Origin of the sequence: Claveliimonas bilis, assembly GCF_020892095.1 — a bacterium.
Taxonomy (GTDB): Bacteria; Bacillota; Clostridia; order Lachnospirales; family Lachnospiraceae; genus Claveliimonas; species Claveliimonas bilis.
Genome location: NZ_AP024845.1, coordinates 1,762,822 through 1,780,697, shown reverse-complemented (window position 1 = coordinate 1,780,697; position 17,876 = coordinate 1,762,822). Strand labels below are relative to the sequence as shown.

The window sequence follows — 17,876 nt, the reverse complement described above, 5'->3', positions numbered from 1 at the left end:
CACTCCTTTATTTCAGGTGTAATCCTACAGGTGTCTGATCTCGATGCCTTCTTTTTCAAATGTTTCACGGATTCTCTGTACAAACGCAAGCGCTTTTGGTCCATCGCCATGCACGCAGAGGGTATCTCCTTTAATATCCAGTTCTTTACCGTTGATGGATGTTACTTTTCCTTCTTTGATCATGCGCACGCATCTTTCGATAGCGATATTTTCATCCGTGATCATGGATCCTTCCATTTTTCTCGGTACCAATGACAGGTCATCCATATAAGCACGGTCCGCAAAAATTTCAGAAGCGGTGCGAAGTCCTTTGCTCTCCGCGATCTGCCCGAGAACGGCTCCTGCACAATAATATACGATCAGATCTTTGTCCACTTCTGTAATCGCTTCAACAATAGCAGTGGAAATCTCTTCATCATACTGGCACTGATTTCCCATTGCGCCATGAGGAGCCACGTGCTGAAGTTTCATACCATAGCTCTTTGTAAAGGCAGACAGGGCTCCAATCTGATATTTCACATAGTTCTTCACTTCCTGGAAAGAAAGAACCATTTTCCTCCGGCCAAATCCCATCAGATCCGGATAGCCAGGATGAGCGCCTACCATAACGCCTCTCTCCTTCGCCATGCGTACTGTCTTGTCCATCACCATCGGATCGCCTGCATGCCATCCGCATGCAACATTTGCGGTCGTCACGTATTTGATGATCTCCTCGTCGCCCCCAAGTTTATAGGCTCCAAAACTTTCGCCCATATCACTGTTCAGATCCACATGATACATAATTATTTCCTCCTTTTTAATTTCCTTTATTTTCTTCAGACACGCTGTACAGATCCGCCAATTTCCCGGTCAAATCTCACTCATGTCTGAATAATTTATGCGTTTACGACATTCTGCGGCTGTCCGTCCACATATGCTTTCAAATTTGCCACTGCAATATCCATCAGTCTCTGCCTGGATTCCTTTGGAGCCCATGCAATGTGAGGAGTCAGGATGACATTCTTTGCTCCAAGAAGCGGATTGTCCATTTTGATCGGCTCTGTAGAAACCACATCCAGAGCAGCTCCCGCAACCTTGCCGCTGTCAAGAGCGTCCCTTAAATCCTGTTCCACAATAAGAGGACCTCTGGAATCGTTGATGATCATAACGCCGTCTTTCATTTTTGCGATCGTATCTTTGTTGATGATTCCCTCTGTATCCGGGAATAACGGGCAATGCAGAGAAATAACATCGGATTCTTTCAAAAGTGTATCAAGGTCCGTATAATGACATGTGTCGCTTTCAAGCTCCGGTCTTTTAAACGCGTCATAAGCAAGAACTTTCATGCCAAGCGCCTGTGCGATCTTTCCTGTGTCCTGTCCGATACGGCCAAATCCAATGATTCCCATTGTTTTTCCATCCAGCTCAACAAGAGGATGTTTCCAGAAACACCAGTCCGGATTGCTGCTCCACTCTCCTGCCTTTACTGCATCCGAATGTTCTCCGATATGATGGCAAAGCTCCAGAAGAAGAGCGATCGCAAACTGTGATACTGCTGCCGTTCCATATGTAGGAATATTGGATACCGGGATTCCTTTTTCTTTTGCAGCTGCAATATCGATGACATTATATCCAGTTGCCAGAACTCCGATAAATTTAATACTCGGGCAGGCATCCAATGTCTCTTTGGTGATCGGAGTCTTGTTTGTGTAAACTACTTCTGCATCGCCAATCCTCTCTATGATATCTTCCGGTTTTGTACGGTCGTACACTGTAACCTCGCCAAGGGCTTCCATTCCTCCCCAGCTGATATCTCCAGGGTTCAAGGTATATCCGTCTAATACAACAATCTTCATAATAATTCCTTCCTTTCTTTTACAGTTCATAATTTCTTTCAATAAAGTCTGTGTGGAACATACCGCTTAGGAAATCCGGATGATGCAGCACATCATACAGAAAATCCCTGTTTGTCTCCACCCCTTCTATCATCAGTTCACTAAGGACGCTGCTCATCTTGGAAATGGCTCCTGTACGGTCCCTGTCGAACGTGATAACTTTTACGATCATGGAATCATAGTACGGAGGAATCCGGTAACCCGGATAAATAGCCGTGTCCATACGAATCCCATTCCCTCCCGGCAGATGTATCTTTTTTACCGTCCCCGGGCAGGGCATAAATCCGTGAAGGGGATCCTCTGCATTGATCCTGCACTCAATAGCATGTCCCCGGAATACAATATCTTCCTGCTTCACACTTAGCGGAAGCCCTGCTGCCGTGCGGATCTGCTCCCGGATCAGGTCAACACCGGAAACCAGTTCGCTGACCGGATGTTCTACCTGGATCCTTGTGTTCATTTCCATAAAAAAGAACTCCCCCGACTGATCCAGCAAAAATTCTATGGTTCCTGCATTTTCGTATCCCACTGCCCGGGCCGCTTCCACTGCCGTGCAGCACATTTTTTCCCGAATCTCCGGAGAAATAAAGGCGCAGGGTGACTCCTCGATCATCTTCTGATGCCTTCTTTGGATAGAACAGTCCCTTTCCCCCAGATGTACTACATTGCCGTACCGGTCGCCTATGATCTGTACTTCCACATGTCTCGGCGCCTGTACATACCGTTCCAGATACATAGTACCGTCCCCGAACGCGTTGATCGCTTCCTGCTGCGCTGCATGGAAAAGAGCCGGAAATTCCTGCTGTGTATAAGCAAGCCGCATCCCTTTGCCGCCCCCGCCGGCAGAGGCCTTTATCATAACAGGAAAACCAATCTTGTTTGCTTCTTCCAGTGCTTCTTCCCCGCCGGATACAGGAAAATCCGTTCCCGGCACCACCGGAATCCCGGCCTCTTTCATGGTTTGCTTTGCCTCGGATTTATTTCCCATCTTCTCGATCAGCTCCGGGGACGGGCCAATAAATGCTATTCCACATTCCTGACACATCCTGGCAAATTCCGCATTCTCTGACAGAAATCCAAAGCCGGGATGGATTGCCTCCGCTTTCAGAGCCAGGGCTGCTCCTATGATCTGCTTCATATTAAGGTAGCTCTCCGCCGGAGCAGCCGGTCCAATGCACACCGCTTCATCCGCCAGCCTGACATGCATTGCATCGGCATCTGCTTCAGAGTATACTGCTGCCGTTCGGATATTCATTTCTCTGCAGGCACGTATGATCCGCACTGCGATCTCTCCGCGATTCGCGATCAATACTTTCCGAAACATGTCTTCACTCCCTACTCTTCTATCACGAACAGAGGCTGTCCGTACTCTACAAGTTCTTTATCCTTCACTAATATTTCCGAGATCGTCCCTGCACATCCTGATACTACATCGTTCATCAGTTTCATAGCCTCTATTGCTCCAAGCACCTGCCCTGCCTCCACACGGCTTCCCAGGGTTACGGATGTCTCTCCTTCCTGGCTTCCTGCTGCATGGAACACCCCTACAAGAGGAGATCTTATGATCGTTCCCTCCTGGATAGACACTTCTGCATCTTCGGTCTTTCTGCCGGAACCACAAACCGAGGTATCCGGCTGTGCTTCCCCCTCCGGTTCCCGGCTGCTTCCGGATGATTTTTTTATGCGGATACGAAAGTTTTCTTTTTCCAGCTCAAATTCCTCTACCCCGGATTTTTCCACTTCACGCAGAAGATCAATGATCTTTTCATACTTCATACGATTTTCCTCCGCTAACTTCTCTGGCCCAGCTTCTTTTCCAGATTCTGCAGCTTCTTCTTATTTCTTAAATAAAGTTCCTGTGCAAGCTGGATCCCCACTCTCACAAAATGAACCTTATATCCCGGCTGTGCCTGCGCCAGCTTAGGCAGATCCACCGAAATAACGGTTCCGATCTTCGTATAACCACCTGTCGTCTGCCGATCCGCCATCATGATAATGACCTGTCCATTGGTAGGCACCTGAATGGAGCCGAACGCCACGCCGTCTGTCAGTATATTTCCATCTTTGATATGCTTCAGAGGTTCTTCTCTTTCCAGCCTGATCCCCATCCGGTCAGATTCATTGGTGATCACTGCACTGTACCAGAAGAATTTCCGCACTTCCTCTTCAGTAAATGCACTGTCCTGTGGTCCGGTCACTACCCTTAAGGTAATATCGCCCTGCGGAAATACCTCCGGCTCCATCCTGCGCATCTCCATATTAGGAAGTGTTGTCCTGGGACAGCAGAAGCCGATCCTGTCACCTTTCTCCAGTTTGCGGCCTTCCACTCCGCCAAGTTTATTTCTCATCAATGTCGCCTTGCTTCCCATAACAACGGGCACATCAAGCCCTCCGGAAAATGCTATGTAAGCCCGGCTCCCTCCGCTGGCAACGCCAAAGGAAAGAGTATCTCCGGCATGTACCAAAACTGCCCGGTACATAGGAATCGCCTCTCCATTCACACTTGGAGATACATTGGCTCCTGTCACTGCAATGATATTATCCTTCTCAAACTTCAGCTCCGGTCCCATAAAAGTAATCTCCAGCGCACTTTCACCTCTCCTGTTTCCGGTCAGAATATTGGCAATATAGAAGGACTGGGTATCCATGGGGCCGGCTGGCGATACTCCGAACTGCTGGTAGCCGAAGCGCCCTTCGTCCTGTACGGTGGTCTGTATACCCGGATTTTCTACAATAATTCCCATGCTATTTCACCACCTTTTTTACATATGTCTCCAGTTTATAAGTTCCCCGCTCTACATCAGAACGGATCTGGTCATATTCCTTCCTGCTGACAGGCTGATATTTTACCCAGTCTCCTGCATTGACAAGGAAAGGCTCCTCTTTGGAATAGTCACAGATATTGCAGGGTGTGCCTGCCACGATATTCCAGCCGCATGGCTGATCGAATGGAATCAGGTTTGACTGATTCTCCGCCGCCACAATGGAGCGCCCGTTAATATGTACTCTCGGCTCCGTTCTTCTCTTGAAATGGAACGGTTCCTCAAATCTCGCCATATACGCATGTCCCGGCGCAACTCCCAGCATATACGCATAATATTCATGTTCTGAATGCATCCGGATAAATTCCTCTACCGATACCTTCTCAAATGATGCACACTCTTCCAAATCCCACGCAAACTCCTTGTCATAACAAATAGGAAGAACCTTTACGATCTGTGAAACTTCTTCTTTTTCTTCCCCGCCTGCATCCAGCCTCTTTTTCACTTCTTCCACCAACTGTCCGTAAAGAATCTTTTCCGGCTTATAATGGATCATCAGTGTGGCATAGGTAGGAACCATCTCCGCAATACCGTCCACCGGATCCGCCTCCAGTTTCTGCATGAGGCTTTTTACTCTTCCGTTGACTTCCAGGCTGATTTCGTCCCCAAGCTGTACATATAAAGACTCATCGCCGCCCGTCAGAAATTTTGCCTCCATGACCTTCACTCCTTTCTCTCACTTTGATTTTTGTGCGTTTTGTCTATTTGTCACACTTAATTTTCACGTTTCTTTATTAATTACAGCTAGTATAGCATAGGGATTTTCTAATAAAAAATAGATTATTTGTCTATGAATTATTAACATTTTCTATTTTTCCTCCATTTTTCAAGAAGTCATTTTTATTTGTTGCTATTTTCTGTTTTTCTCTCTGTTTTACATTCAAAACTCTTATATTATCTGTAAATCTCTTAAATAGTATCTTTTTTCAAAAAAACAGACACGCGGGAAAAAGACGCGTGTCTGCCAAAACAGATTTATGAATTATTTTAGTATCATATATTTACTCTTTTTATATTTAATCTGATTCCTGTTTTTTCTCAAAAGATCCCCAATTCCTGTCCAGAAGATAGCGCTCCATCTTTTCTTCAAAAATCTGTACCGCTTTCAGAGTAGCCTCATTGGGATATCTGTGTTTGATCTTATAAATCGTACGCTCCGGCGGCTGTACCTCATTGGCGATCCGGCTGATATAAATAGGTTTCAACTGCGAGATCCGATCCACTACCGACGCCGGTACAATCGCCCACACTCCGTCTTCCTCCAGCATATGATCAAGAAGCCCGAAACTGTCTACCCATACCTTAGGAAGTTTCCCCTGACCGATCCTCTGGTCATGCCATATCCGAAAATTTCCATCCCAACTTACAAATACCTCATCCGAAGGGTCCAGTTCGTCTGTATGGATAGACGGTTTTCTGATTCTGGCATTCTCCGGCTGTACAATATACATCTTCTCTCTTAGCACCGGTTCTGCTATAATATTGCGAAAATGCAGATGATGATAAACAAACCCGATATCAATCTCATGATTTTCCAGAAGCCCATACAGCTCGTAAGAATAATGCGTTTCCATATGGAGATTCATAGCCGGATTCTTTTCTGTCAATATTTTGTGGTAAAGATCCATAAGGACTGCATTCATCGTGTCTGTACATCCTACAGTCAAATAGAGCCTGTCCTGTCTGTGTTTCAAAAGCTGCATCTCTCTCCAGATCGATACCCATCGCTCAGCTATGGGGATAAACTCTTCTCCCTGCGCAGTAAGCTCAATCTGTTTATACCCCTTTTTCCTTGTAATGAGTTTTACATCCAGTTCATCCTCCAGAGATTTCAGCCTGTGGCTTACTGTAGGCTGAGATAAAAAAAGATTTTCCGCAGTCTTACTGATATTTCTTGTTTTTACGATCATCAAAAAGGTTTCTATCTCGGATATGTTCATATTGCCTCCTGTATCGTCTTCTCAAAATATAGAATTTATTAATATTATACAATGAAATTCTTCATTTCACAATTTCTTTCCCCCATGCTATGATGAAGGCAACAATAAACGATTAAAATTCCTGTTAAAAAAGGAGGAGAAATCATGAACACAGAACACGGAATCTGGTTTCCTGATGAGTATCAGAAACATTTAAAAAACCAATTTTGCTATGCGGACGAGGATCCCTTATATGGCCCCCGGCTTTTCTTCGAGAACTCCGGCGGCTCATTAAGGCTTCGCAAAGCAGTAGAAGCAAAAACAGCAGCAGAACAGTTCCCGGATTGTCCGGAAAGAAATTATGCAAGGGGGCTTAAGCTGGCTCATTATGTTTCCGAAGGAACAAAAGAAATTCTGGAAGTAATATTTGGTGCAAAAACCGGCGCACTGGTAACAGAACTTTCCGCTTCCCAGACAATGTTCCAGGTCGTAGACGTTATTCTTGAAAATGTAAAATGGGGAACAAACGCAGTGACATCCTGTTTGGAACATCCTTCCGCACACGACGCCGTGGAATATGCATGTGCAAGAACAGGACGAGAGTTCCGCGAAGTTCCTGCAAACCAGACAACCGGAGGAATTGATGTTGAGGAAGTTCTGAAACATGTTGACAAGGACACCTGTCTGGTAAGCATTATGGCTGCTTCCAACATTTCCGGAAACATCATGGATATTAAAGAGATTGTCCGTCGGGTAAAAGAGATCAATCCCGAAATTTATGTGATCACTGACACAGTTCAGCACGCTCCTCACGCTGTGATCGATGTGGAGGACTGGGGCGTAGACGCCGCCAATATCGCCCCTTATAAATTCTTCGGTGTAAGAGGATGCGGATTTGCCTATGTATCTGACCGTGTAGCTACTATGATGCACCACAAACTGACTCACAAAGACGCAGATGTATGGGCACTTGGAACGCCGACTCCCGGTAACTTTGCCGCTATTATGGAAGTTATCAATTATGTATGCTCTATCGGTGAACATTTTATTCACAGTACAGACAAGCGTACTCTTTTCGTTGAAGGTATGAACCGCATTCACATGCAGGAGCGGGCAATTTTGTACCGGATGCTGGAAGGAACCAAGGAAGTTCCGGGACTTCGCCATATCCCGAATGTGGAAGTGTATGTAGATATGGAAGATCTGACATGGAAGGACCTGATCATTGCCATGGGCATCAAGGGTCTTGATTATCCGGAATGTGTCATTGAATATATGAAACGCGGCGTCACAGTATTTGAGCGTGTACGCAGCAGCATGTATTCTAAGAGAATCGTAGAGACATTGGGAATCCCTGGAGCAATCCGTGTATCACCTCTCCACTGCCACGGCAAGGAAGATGTGGATAAGTTCCTCAAAATAACAAAAGAAATTGCAGAATCTGTTTAAAACCGCTCTCTTTTTACTCATTTCCCATATATACATTCAGAAAAACCCCGGACCGCCAAACGATCCGGGGTTTTTCATTCTTCTTTATAAACTTTCAGCACCTCTTCCTTTATGCATTCTACATACGCTTTTGCTCCTTCTTCTGTCAGATGAGTCTCATCCGCGTCGAAGTACTCTGCATGTCCTTCACTTACACCATACCAGTCAATGAGATAAGTATTGTCTGTGGAGTCTGTAAATTCATAAATCTCTTCATTATTTGATGTCTCCCAGGTCGTATAAGGCGCTCTGGCAGTGAATACAAAAAACGGCATGTCCGGTCCCAGCTTTTCGCGCATTGTACCTAGTGAATCATAGAGAAGTCCATTACTTCCAAGCGCAAAAATCACTCCGTCCCCAGCCCATCCTTTTTCATTTACATAAGAATCATACAGATCAAAGCTTTCTGTTGTATATCTGCTGACTGCCGCATCACAAATACTGTTTGGAAAAGCTGCATAAAATTCATCGGATGCTCCCAGGGCTATGGAATCTCCCATAAGCAGCAAATCAAGATCCGCAAGAAGTTCCTCGTCTGTCATCTCTTTTCTTGACTTACTTTCTTCTCCTTCACTATCTGTCTGCTTTGCTTTCGCCTGATCAGCCTGCGCCTCCAACTCTTCTTTGTTACTCAGCACACTCTTGCGGGGCACCAGAGCTACACATAGTATGGAACTGACTCCAACAATCAGGACAAATGCTGTAATTTTCAGGCCTCTTCTCAAAAAACGAATCTGTCTTTTACGCTCTCTCCTTGTTCTTGGCTCTCTTCTGATAATATCAAGATTTTTCCTGATCACTCCATGACGAATTGGCGTTTCTATAAAACGGTAAGAAAATCCAGCCGCAAGAAAAGTCAGGAGAATCGCAATCAGGCCAATCCACCAGCTTGCTTTTTTACCTCCGCTAAGCAAAAGTATAATAGGATAATGCCACAAATAAATACCATAAGAACGCTCTCCGATCCATTTCAGCGGCAAAATGCTTAAAACTCTCCCTAAAACGCTTCTTTTGTTCAGTACTGCCAAGATAACAAAGAGAGCTAACAGGGAAGCAAGCGCCTGTCCTCCTCTATACAAAAAGCTGCTGTATCCGTCAATAGCTGCCATCATACACAAAAGCCCTGCGAAAGACAGCACGCCAACGCTTTCCCTGATGAGTCCTGCAACTTTCCTTTCCAACCTTCCATCCTGTGTGACAAAAGCTAAGAAGGATCCAAACAAAAGAGAAAATACTCTGGTATCTGTTCCATAATATGCTCTGCTTGGATCCTTGGCCGGGTCAAATAAAACTCCCATCAGAATCACAGATACAAAAGCCAGCAAAATGGTCACAATCATCATTTTTTTCTTTTTGTTCCGCAATTTAGATAAAAATATGAGAAGCAGCGGATACACCAGGTAAAACTGCGCTTCAATCGCCAATGACCAGCAATGCGTCAGCGGGGAAGGAGCTCCCGCATTTTCAAAATAAGAAACATTGTTGAAGATCTGCCACCAGTTATTATATCCCAAAAGTACAGAAAGCAGGTCAGAGCAGGCTTTTGTGAACAATACCCTATTGAATATGGCAGTGACAAAGATCAATACAGGCAGCATCGTCAGAACAGCCGGCAGCAGTCTTCTCATGCGCCTGAGCCAGAAATTTTTTAAATTTATCGTATGCGTATTTTCCAGTTCCGTGATCAAAATTCTTGTAATCAGAAATCCGGATATAACAAAAAATACCGTAACCCCCAGCAAACCGCCTTTCGCAAATGGCAATCGCAAATGATAGGCGAAAACCATCAGTACCGCTACTGCACGCAGTCCGTCTATGCCATATATATATCCTTCCCGTTTTTCCGAACCGGTTTGTCCTGCTTTCATTTGTATATTCCTCTCATTTTTCTTTGATTCCATCATATTATACTATATCTTCGGCTTCAAGTACAATGCTTCTGCCGTCTCGTTACATACCACTTCTTTAAGCACAAAAAAAGCCTTGTTTCCAAGGCTTTCCAAGTGACTCCGAGGGGAATCGAACCCCTGATTCCAGCGTGAGAGGCTAGCGTCTTGACCTCTTGACCACGGAGCCATATTCAGCCGTGACTTCTGCGTTTGCAGTCCATCACGTGACCGAATAATATAATATCATATGGCCTGTCCTTTTGCAAGTAGTTTCTTAAAAAATATTCCAAAATTCTACTTATTTTTTTCTTTCTTGCCTGACACGGACAGCTCCTCTACATGCTTTTTGGGAACCATGATATTCAGCGCCTGCTTCAGGTTATATATTTCCACAAAATCATGATCTCCCCCAAATTCTCCATCCAGCGTCCACGGAATCTCCTCCAGCGATTCAAAGGTAAGATGCCCGCTCTTAAAAGAATACATGTGCTTGCTGTCGGTCTGTTCCAGCAGGAGAGCTGTGATGATCTCCTGAAGCTCTATGGGGTTTTTCGGCATTTTTATAAGAGTCACCTCAAATACTCCGTCATCGAACGCAACATTCTTTCCTACCATGTTGCGGAACCCGCCTACAGATCTGGAGTTCGTTACCATTCCGAAAATAAACTCATCTTCTATCGTTTCGCCGTCATGGGTAACTTTGATCCGGTAGGATGGGATATTAAAAATACGCTTTGTCCCTTCCAGAACATAGGCAAGATGACCCAGCAGGTTTTTCGCCGTCTGGTTTGTCTGATAAGATACATCAGTAAAGAGTCCGAAAGCGGCAATATACACAAAAATATCTTCATTAAACTGCCCGATGTCGCAGGGGAACTGTGCTCCATTAACCGCATTGTCCGCCGCCCGCAGAATATCTCTGGGGATTTTCAAACTATTGGCAAAATCATTTGTAGTTCCTGTGGGGATGTAGCCGATCGGAATTTTTTTCTCTCTTCCCATCATTCCCGTCACCACCTCATCAATGGTACCATCCCCTCCGCTGCATACCACGAGATCATACGGATCTGTATATTCTGTAACTTTTCGGTAAGCATCCTGGTAAGACTGTGTGGGATATGCTGTCACATCATATCCTGCCTTTACAAAAATATCTATAATATCCGATACCTTAGGTTTTAAAAGTCCTTTCCCTGCATGAGGATTATAAACAAAAAGAAGCTTCTTCATATCCATTCCCTCCTGTCTAAGACATAAACAAAGAGCCCCGAAAGCGGAACTCTTTATTCTGATTCTTTTATTTCTGGTTTGAAAGAAATTTCTCTACGCCATCCACTGCATCCAGTTCATCTTCTCCTTCAGCAGCAACTGTAACTTCCTCTCCCTCACCCAGGTTAAGGCTCATCATACCCATAATACTCTTTGCATTGATCTTCCTGTTGTTCACCTCTATGTATATCCGACTGGAATACTGGCTGGCTTCCTGAACAAGCAGAGCAATTGGTCTCACATCCAGACCATTTTGATGTTTGATTGTTACCGGTTTCTTAATCATAATGTACCTCCTTGATTCCCCTTAACTTATCTGCCATTTCACTTAATTTCCTAAGCCGGTGATTCACTCCCGACTTCCCTACCGGAGTCTCCAGAAGATCTCCCAGCTCCTTTAATGTTGCTTCCGGGTATGCAAGACGTGTAAGGGCAACGTCTTTCAGTCCTAAGGGAAGCTGCTCAAATCCCACGGTGTCACGTATATAAGCAATATCTTCCAGTTGTTTAACCGCTGCAGATACTGTTTTATGAATATTTGCTGTCTCGCAGTTTACTTTACGGTTCACTGCGTTTCTCATATCTTTCAATATTCTTACATTTTCAAGTTCCATCAAAGCCACATGGGCTTCCATGATATTCAGCGCATCTACGATACGCTCTCCCTCTTTCAGATAGATGACAAAATGCTTTTTCCTTGAAACAATCCGGGCATCCAGCTCAAAGCTGTTCATAATGCGCTGCAGGTACTGTGCTTTTTCCATCTGATCACAGACGATCTCAAAATGATAGGATTTTCCCGGATCACTCATAGACCCTGCCGCCAGAAATGCGCCTCTCATAAAAGCACGCTTGCAGCAGACTGCCTGTACCTCCGCCTGCCTGATGGCAGCCAGAGCGCCTCCTTCGGCCCGCAGTACATAACTGCTGCTGTCTTTTAATAAATTCCTTCTCACAGATATCTGGAGGGCAATTTCATTTTTTATATTAAATGTTTTTTCCAGTAATGTAAAGCATTTTCTTATGACGGCTATATTTTCCGCATGGAGGATAAGCCGCAGACTACCGCCTTCTTCTTCCTCCCACAATCCGTTCATCCCCGTCAAAGCCGCCAGTTCAGCCAGCTGACAATGTCTTGCCCGAGGATAAATTCCGGATAATTCCTCCTTTACTTTCCCAGAAAATGACATAACTATCCCTACTTTGCTTTTGTCACCGCGTCCTTTTCAATATCGCGGTGCTCTATTTTTATACCGTAATCTCTTTCTTCTTCCGCAAGCACTTGATAAAGCGCATTGGCAAGGGTGACAGATCGATGCTTCCCCCCTGTACAACCCACCGCAATGACCAGCTGTGTCTTCCCCTCCTGCACATAATTCGGAATAAGAAATCTTACCATATCTGTCAGTTTATCGAGAAAGATCACTGCCTTTTCATTGTCCATCACATAATCCCGCACTTCCGGGTCATTTCCGCTTTTAGCACGAAGATCATCAATATAATACGGATTGGGAAGGAAACGCACATCAAACACCAGATCCGCATCACTTGGCAGACCGTACTTGAAACCGAAAGAAAGAATCGTAATGTACAGATTTTTATATTCTTTGTTTTCAATAAAAATTTTATGCATTTCTTCCCGCAGCTCTCTTGTCAGAAGACGGCTGGTATCGATCAGATAATCTGCCTTTCTTTTTAAGAACGCCAGTCTTTTTCTCTCTTCTGTAATGCCCTGATCTACTCTGCCGTTTCCCGCAAGCGGATGACTGCGCCTTGTCTCTTTGTAGCGTTTGATCAAAGTCTCGTCCGAAGCTTCCAGAAAAAGGATCTCATATGAGATCTTCATCTCATCCAGCTGCTCCAGCGATTTTTGCAGCTTTTCAAAACTGTGTCCGCTTCGGATATCCAGCCCCAGAGCAATCCTGCTGATGGACGAGCCAGGCAGCAAAAGCAGCTCGCCCAGCTTCGGCACCAGCTCTACCGGAAGATTGTCTACACAATAGTATCCTGTATCTTCCAAAATCTTCAAAGCTGTACTTTTTCCCGCTCCCGACATGCCTGTCACAATAATAAATCTCATACTTAAAATTCTCCCAGCCTCTTCACTTCAGGCTCCAATGTAACTCCTGCATGTTCCTTTACTTTTTCTGAAATATGTCTGATCAGAGCGTCCACATCTGCTGCGGTTGCTCCTCCTGCATTGATGACAAATCCGCAGTGTTTCTCGGAGACCATGGCTCCGCCGATCCGGCAGCCCCTAAGTCCTGCGTCCTGGATCAATTTACCGGCAAAATATCCTTTCGGTCTTTTAAAGGTACTTCCGGCGCTGGGATATTCCAGCGGTTGTTTGCTGATCCTTTTTTCTTTCAGCTCTTCCATTTTCTTTTGTATTGCTTCTTTGTCGCCTTTTTCAAGCTTTATAACCGCTTCCAGAACAGTACAGCCGTTCTTGGCCGCCGCGCTGGTACGATACCCCATATCCAAATTTTCCCGGGAAATTGTGCTGATTTCTCCTTCTTTTGTCAGGACTGTGATCTCTTCCAGCACATCTTTCATCTCACCGCCATATGCACCTGCATTCATAATGCAGGCTCCTCCCAGTGTTCCCGGAATCCCTGCTGCAAATTCAAATCCGGTCAGCCCCTCCTTGAGGGCTGCTGCCGCAATCTTTGCCAAAGAGGCACCTGCCTGGGCGCAGATCTTATCCCCATCCGGGTAAATTCCGGACATCCGGGTATAAAGCTGAATTACAACCCCTCTGTATCCTTTGTCAGACACGAGAAGGTTACTTCCATTTCCTATAATATAATATGGCATGCCCTCTTCCCGGCATATCTGTACAATCTTGCGGACCTGCTCTTTGTCAGACGGAACGACAAACAAGTCAGCCGGACCGCCGATGCGGAATGTGGTATGCCGATCCATGGGTTCGTTTTGAAGAATCTGCTCTGTTTCCAATATATGTTCAAGTCGGGAAATAAAATCCTGATTCATGATAATATAGCCTTTCTTTCCTTTTTTTTCATTGTCCATCATACACTAAAACCCCCGCAAATTCAACGTGGACTTGCAAAATTACATAAAATACGGTATAGTAATTTCGTGTTATACGTTTACAGGCAGAGCCCTGAAATCTTATAAAATTATGAAAGAGGAGTGAAAAAACTTCATGGACCCCAGCGACGCCATACAGATTATTATTTTGATTATTCTGCTGATGCTCTCTGCATTTTTTTCATCTGCAGAGACGGCTCTTACAACAGTCAACAAAATTCGTATCCGCAGCCTTGCCGATGAAGGAAACAAGCGGGCAGAGGCTATTCTGGATGTTACAAAAGATTCCAGCAAGTTATTAAGCGCTATATTGATCGGAAATAATGTGGTAAACACTGCTGCCGCTTCCCTGACAACAACGATCGCCTATCACTTCGGCGGCTCAGCCGTTGCTTTTGCCAGCGGTCTTATTACTCTTTTGATCCTCCTTTTCGGAGAGATCACTCCCAAGACCACCGCTGCCATCCACGCCCAGGGCATTTCCATGATCTATGCGCCGATCATCCGTATTTTTATAAAGCTGATGACTCCTGTCATCTTTATTATAAACAGTCTGTCCCGTGTAATTCTTTTTATCTTGAGAATAAATCCGGAAAATACAAAAAAAGCCATGACAGAAAGTGATCTGCGTACAATTGTAGATGTCAGCCATGAAGACGGGGTGATCGAATCCGAAGAAAAGGAACTGATCTACAATATTTTTGATTTCAATGACGCTAAAGCGAAAGATGTTATGGTTCCCCGCGTTCATGTTACATTCGCTGATGTGGAAAGCACTTACGAAGAACTTCTGGAAATTTTCCGGGAAGATAAATTTACCCGGCTTCCGGTTTATGAAGAGACTACTGACCATGTGATCGGAACCATCAACATGAAGGATCTGCTCCTATTTGACAGCAAAAAGGAATTTCATGTGCGTGATATTTTAAGAGAAGCTTATTTTACCTATGAGTATAAAAATATTTCTGAACTTCTGGTAGAAATGAGAGATTCTTCCTTCAATATCGCCATTGTCCTGGATGAATACGGAGAGACCGCCGGTCTTATCACACTGGAAGATATTCTGGAAGAACTTGTTGGTGAGATCCGGGATGAATACGATGAAAACGAAGAAGATCTTGTCCGCCAGGTCGGAGAGAGAGAATATCTTGTAGAGGGATCTCTCAACCTGGAAGATCTCAATGATGAGCTTGATCTGGATCTTTCATCGGATGATTACGATTCTCTCGGCGGTCTTATCATCGAACATCTGGACCGTCTTCCCCAGGCAGGAGATGAGATCACCACAGACGAAGGCATCCGCCTTGTGGTAGAGAAGCTTGATAAAAACCGGATCGAACTGGTACATATGTATCTGCCGGAAAAGACGGAAACAGATTCTGAAGAAAATTAGGTTCAAAGTGTCTTTATTTTAAAAAGGGGACTGTCATATCATGATATGGCAATCCCCTTTTTGCTTCTATATTAATAGGCAACGCTTTTTAATCCATCCTACAATTTCTGATCCTGCTCGCTTGGCACATATTGCGCTATGTCTTCTATGTGACAGTTAAGTATACGGCACAAATCATTTATTGTTGTTGTATTCAAAGGCCTATTTTTTCTCAATTTATCTATTATAGAACTCGAAATATGGTGTACATTTATAAGAGTGTATGTCGATTCATTTGAATCTTTTAATGTTTTCCAAAATGGACCATATACTATCATATCTTTCTCCTTCTATATCATAGAATAGTATATAGTCTTTCTCTTGACTATAGTCGTTAAAAAGACTATAATATCAATATCTTATAAATCTACTTTTTAAATTAAGAAGGGGAAATACATGAACAAGAAAATACTCTATACAATTATCGGATTAATAACCATGCTATTTTTAATATGCAGCTGTAGCACTACACAAGAAAAAAGCCCTGACTCAACCTCTGCCACTGAAGTTTTAGCTCCAAATGACACAAATCAATCATCTATTGCAGGAACATATACGGGAGAAGGTACTCCATCCAACAGATGGATTCTTAATATTTATGATGATGGTACTCTTCTAATGAACGATAAAAGAGGCACCTATGAGAAAATAGATGATGAATATATTTTCACAATAGATGGATATGCTTATAAACTAAAAGCGGAAATCACAGAAAAAGAAAATTTATATATCACATCTGATAACTCTAATTGGGATGCAGAAATGTATACGAAACACATCCCACCAGAAGCTCCCAAAATTGAATTATCTAACGCCCTAGGGAATAACTGGGAAGATTTTTGTGAACAGACAGATTTCGGCAAATATGAAAATTTTGAAGTCAAAGAAACATATGACGATGGTTCATATGATTTAATAGGAGATTTGGGAACCGAATTAGAGGTACTTGGTGATGGAAATCTAATATATATAGGGTTGGGCAGATTCGAAACTAATTATAGTATATACGGAACTTACGTAGGGCAAAATTGGAACGCGGCTGCAAAAAATCTAAAACAAAATAATCTGGATTGCCTTGAGGATTCCATCCATCTTGCCGGTGAAAATGAAAAATACAACTCTTATTCTCTTTGGCGTAAAAATAAAAATAAAGAAGAATATATAGATCTGTATATTTTTGAAAACGGAGGGGAAGTTGCAGTTATTACAGTTATCGAATAATTTCCTTGACCTTAATCAGCTTCTAAATAGTAGAATGTAAAAAACCAGACGAAGGGAGTAACGTCTCACAGTCCGCCTGGTTTTTTTACATTCTAAACGCACATTTTCTCTTATTCTTCTTTCCATTCTTCTCCCGCCAGCTTAAGGATATCTTCGATCTCCTCTTCTGACACGCCCATTTTCTCTGCCACTTCCTCTACGTCCACTTTACGGCCCAGTCCGTCGCTCATTTCCCGAATTGTCGCCTCCAGGTCAGATACCCGGTCTACCATCTTGCGGTCCTGCCTTTTCATTTCCAGCTGGGATTCCAAAAGCGCGCGCATGGAAGCTCTTATCTCTTTGAGGATTTCTTCCTTCTTCTCTTCTCCCGGAGCATATGCCAAAAGCGCCCCGACAAGACTGACATTTCCTTCCTGGATCACATCTCCCAGGAAAACTCCCTGTCTTGGCAGCTTCAGCGCTTCCTCTGTCACAAGGGGCATGTAGGCTGCCAGCCTGCTCTCCTCAGGTGTACGCGGCACCATCTCGTGTATTTCTCTAAGATAACTTTCCAGGTATTCCTGTTCTTCCCGGGTCAGCTCCTCTCTTTCTTCCTCCGCCTGCCGAATCACTCCGGGCTTTTTTTCATATCCCGATACAGCCACTTTCTGTGAAAGCAGGTAGTCGCACACCAGCTCTATCTGCTGGGCAGAAAGCGCTTCCTCCTCGAAGAATTTTTCGATTTCCTCTATATTAAGATGCATCTGCTTTTCTTCTGCCAGATGCAAAATTCCGCTTAATTTTTCCTGAAATTTTAATTTATCTGCCATTTTCGATCCTCCGGTTCCTATGTAAAATTCTGATATATCTTCGGCTTTGCAGGCCAAAGCACCCAGGTATAATAACCACGCGGCTGCTATTATATGTGG

General features: G+C 44.1%; 18 protein-coding genes and 1 tRNA gene. 3 read left to right on the top strand and 16 right to left on the bottom strand.

Annotated features, from left to right (window positions below; genetic code table 11):
* Positions 1–24: 24 nt before the first annotated feature.
* From EUBC25_RS08705 to EUBC25_RS08675, 7 genes are all read right to left on the bottom strand, one after another.
* Positions 25–780 carry a LamB/YcsF family protein gene (locus tag EUBC25_RS08705; protein WP_230105114.1) on the bottom strand — a complete coding sequence of 252 codons (756 nt, stop codon included), beginning with the start codon at positions 778–780 and terminating at the stop codon, positions 25–27.
* Between the two features lie 95 nt (positions 781–875).
* Entirely contained in the window at positions 876–1,835 is a 960-nt protein-coding gene (locus EUBC25_RS08700) for a D-2-hydroxyacid dehydrogenase (protein ID WP_230105113.1), read from the bottom strand.
* Positions 1,836–1,854: 19 nt separating this feature from the next.
* Positions 1,855–3,198 (bottom strand): acetyl-CoA carboxylase biotin carboxylase subunit, encoded by a 1,344-nt coding sequence (gene accC, locus EUBC25_RS08695; protein WP_230105112.1) that lies wholly within the window; start codon positions 3,196–3,198, stop codon positions 1,855–1,857.
* Between the two features lie 11 nt (positions 3,199–3,209).
* A complete protein-coding gene (locus tag EUBC25_RS08690; RefSeq protein ID WP_230105111.1) occupies positions 3,210–3,650 on the bottom strand; it encodes an acetyl-CoA carboxylase biotin carboxyl carrier protein in 441 nt (146 codons plus the stop codon).
* A gap of 14 nt (positions 3,651–3,664) precedes the next feature.
* A complete protein-coding gene (locus tag EUBC25_RS08685) occupies positions 3,665–4,618 on the bottom strand; it encodes a 5-oxoprolinase subunit C family protein (RefSeq protein ID WP_230105110.1) in 954 nt (317 codons plus the stop codon).
* 1 nt (position 4,619) lies between these two features.
* Positions 4,620–5,354 carry a 5-oxoprolinase subunit B family protein gene (locus EUBC25_RS08680; RefSeq protein WP_230105109.1) on the bottom strand — a complete coding sequence of 245 codons (735 nt, stop codon included), beginning with the start codon at positions 5,352–5,354 and terminating at the stop codon, positions 4,620–4,622.
* Between the two features lie 358 nt (positions 5,355–5,712).
* Complete coding sequence (locus EUBC25_RS08675) at positions 5,713–6,636, bottom strand: LysR family transcriptional regulator (RefSeq protein WP_230105108.1); 924 nt, start codon at positions 6,634–6,636, stop codon at positions 5,713–5,715.
* A 144-nt stretch (positions 6,637–6,780) separates the two neighbouring features.
* On the opposite strand from EUBC25_RS08675, the gene EUBC25_RS08670 reads away from it, so the two are divergent.
* The gene (locus EUBC25_RS08670; protein ID WP_230105107.1) at positions 6,781–8,064 is read left to right on the top strand and encodes an aminotransferase class V-fold PLP-dependent enzyme; all 1,284 of its coding nucleotides are present in this window, start codon (positions 6,781–6,783) and stop codon (positions 8,062–8,064) included.
* A gap of 74 nt (positions 8,065–8,138) precedes the next feature.
* Here EUBC25_RS08670 and EUBC25_RS08665 read toward each other — a convergent pair whose 3' ends face one another.
* The 7 genes from EUBC25_RS08665 to murB all read right to left on the bottom strand — a co-directional run bounded on the left by EUBC25_RS08665 (position 8,139) and on the right by murB (position 14,255).
* Positions 8,139–9,971 carry an acyltransferase family protein gene (locus EUBC25_RS08665; protein WP_230105106.1) on the bottom strand — a complete coding sequence of 611 codons (1,833 nt, stop codon included), beginning with the start codon at positions 9,969–9,971 and terminating at the stop codon, positions 8,139–8,141.
* 136 nt (positions 9,972–10,107) lie between these two features.
* Positions 10,108–10,179 (bottom strand) — tRNA-Glu (locus EUBC25_RS08660).
* Between the two features lie 107 nt (positions 10,180–10,286).
* A complete protein-coding gene (locus tag EUBC25_RS08655; protein WP_230105105.1) occupies positions 10,287–11,222 on the bottom strand; it encodes a diacylglycerol/lipid kinase family protein in 936 nt (311 codons plus the stop codon).
* A 67-nt stretch (positions 11,223–11,289) separates the two neighbouring features.
* Positions 11,290–11,547, bottom strand: coding sequence for an HPr family phosphocarrier protein (locus EUBC25_RS08650; RefSeq protein ID WP_230105104.1), 258 nt, complete (start codon positions 11,545–11,547; stop codon positions 11,290–11,292).
* Entirely contained in the window at positions 11,540–12,451 is a 912-nt protein-coding gene (gene whiA, locus EUBC25_RS08645) for a DNA-binding protein WhiA (protein ID WP_230105103.1), read from the bottom strand. The genes EUBC25_RS08650 and whiA overlap by 8 nt, the downstream gene beginning before the upstream one ends.
* Before the next feature lie 8 nt (positions 12,452–12,459).
* Positions 12,460–13,341, bottom strand: coding sequence for an RNase adapter RapZ (gene rapZ / locus EUBC25_RS08640; RefSeq protein WP_230105102.1), 882 nt, complete (start codon positions 13,339–13,341; stop codon positions 12,460–12,462).
* Positions 13,342–13,343: 2 nt separating this feature from the next.
* The gene (gene murB / locus EUBC25_RS08635) at positions 13,344–14,255 is read right to left on the bottom strand and encodes a UDP-N-acetylmuramate dehydrogenase (RefSeq protein ID WP_230107580.1); all 912 of its coding nucleotides are present in this window, start codon (positions 14,253–14,255) and stop codon (positions 13,344–13,346) included.
* Between the two features lie 175 nt (positions 14,256–14,430).
* On the opposite strand from murB, the gene EUBC25_RS08630 reads away from it, so the two are divergent.
* A complete protein-coding gene (locus EUBC25_RS08630; protein WP_230105101.1) occupies positions 14,431–15,708 on the top strand; it encodes an HlyC/CorC family transporter in 1,278 nt (425 codons plus the stop codon).
* A 98-nt stretch (positions 15,709–15,806) separates the two neighbouring features.
* Here EUBC25_RS08630 and EUBC25_RS15010 read toward each other — a convergent pair whose 3' ends face one another.
* Complete coding sequence (locus EUBC25_RS15010) at positions 15,807–16,025, bottom strand: helix-turn-helix domain-containing protein (RefSeq protein WP_230105100.1); 219 nt, start codon at positions 16,023–16,025, stop codon at positions 15,807–15,809.
* A 118-nt stretch (positions 16,026–16,143) separates the two neighbouring features.
* Between EUBC25_RS15010 and EUBC25_RS08620 the strand changes: the two genes are divergently transcribed.
* The gene (locus EUBC25_RS08620; RefSeq protein ID WP_230105099.1) at positions 16,144–16,968 is read left to right on the top strand and encodes a hypothetical protein; all 825 of its coding nucleotides are present in this window, start codon (positions 16,144–16,146) and stop codon (positions 16,966–16,968) included.
* A 110-nt stretch (positions 16,969–17,078) separates the two neighbouring features.
* On the opposite strand, the gene EUBC25_RS08615 is transcribed toward EUBC25_RS08620, so the two are convergent.
* Complete coding sequence (locus tag EUBC25_RS08615) at positions 17,079–17,777, bottom strand: sigma-70 domain-containing protein (protein ID WP_230105098.1); 699 nt, start codon at positions 17,775–17,777, stop codon at positions 17,079–17,081.
* Between the last annotated feature and the right edge of the window lie 99 nt (positions 17,778–17,876).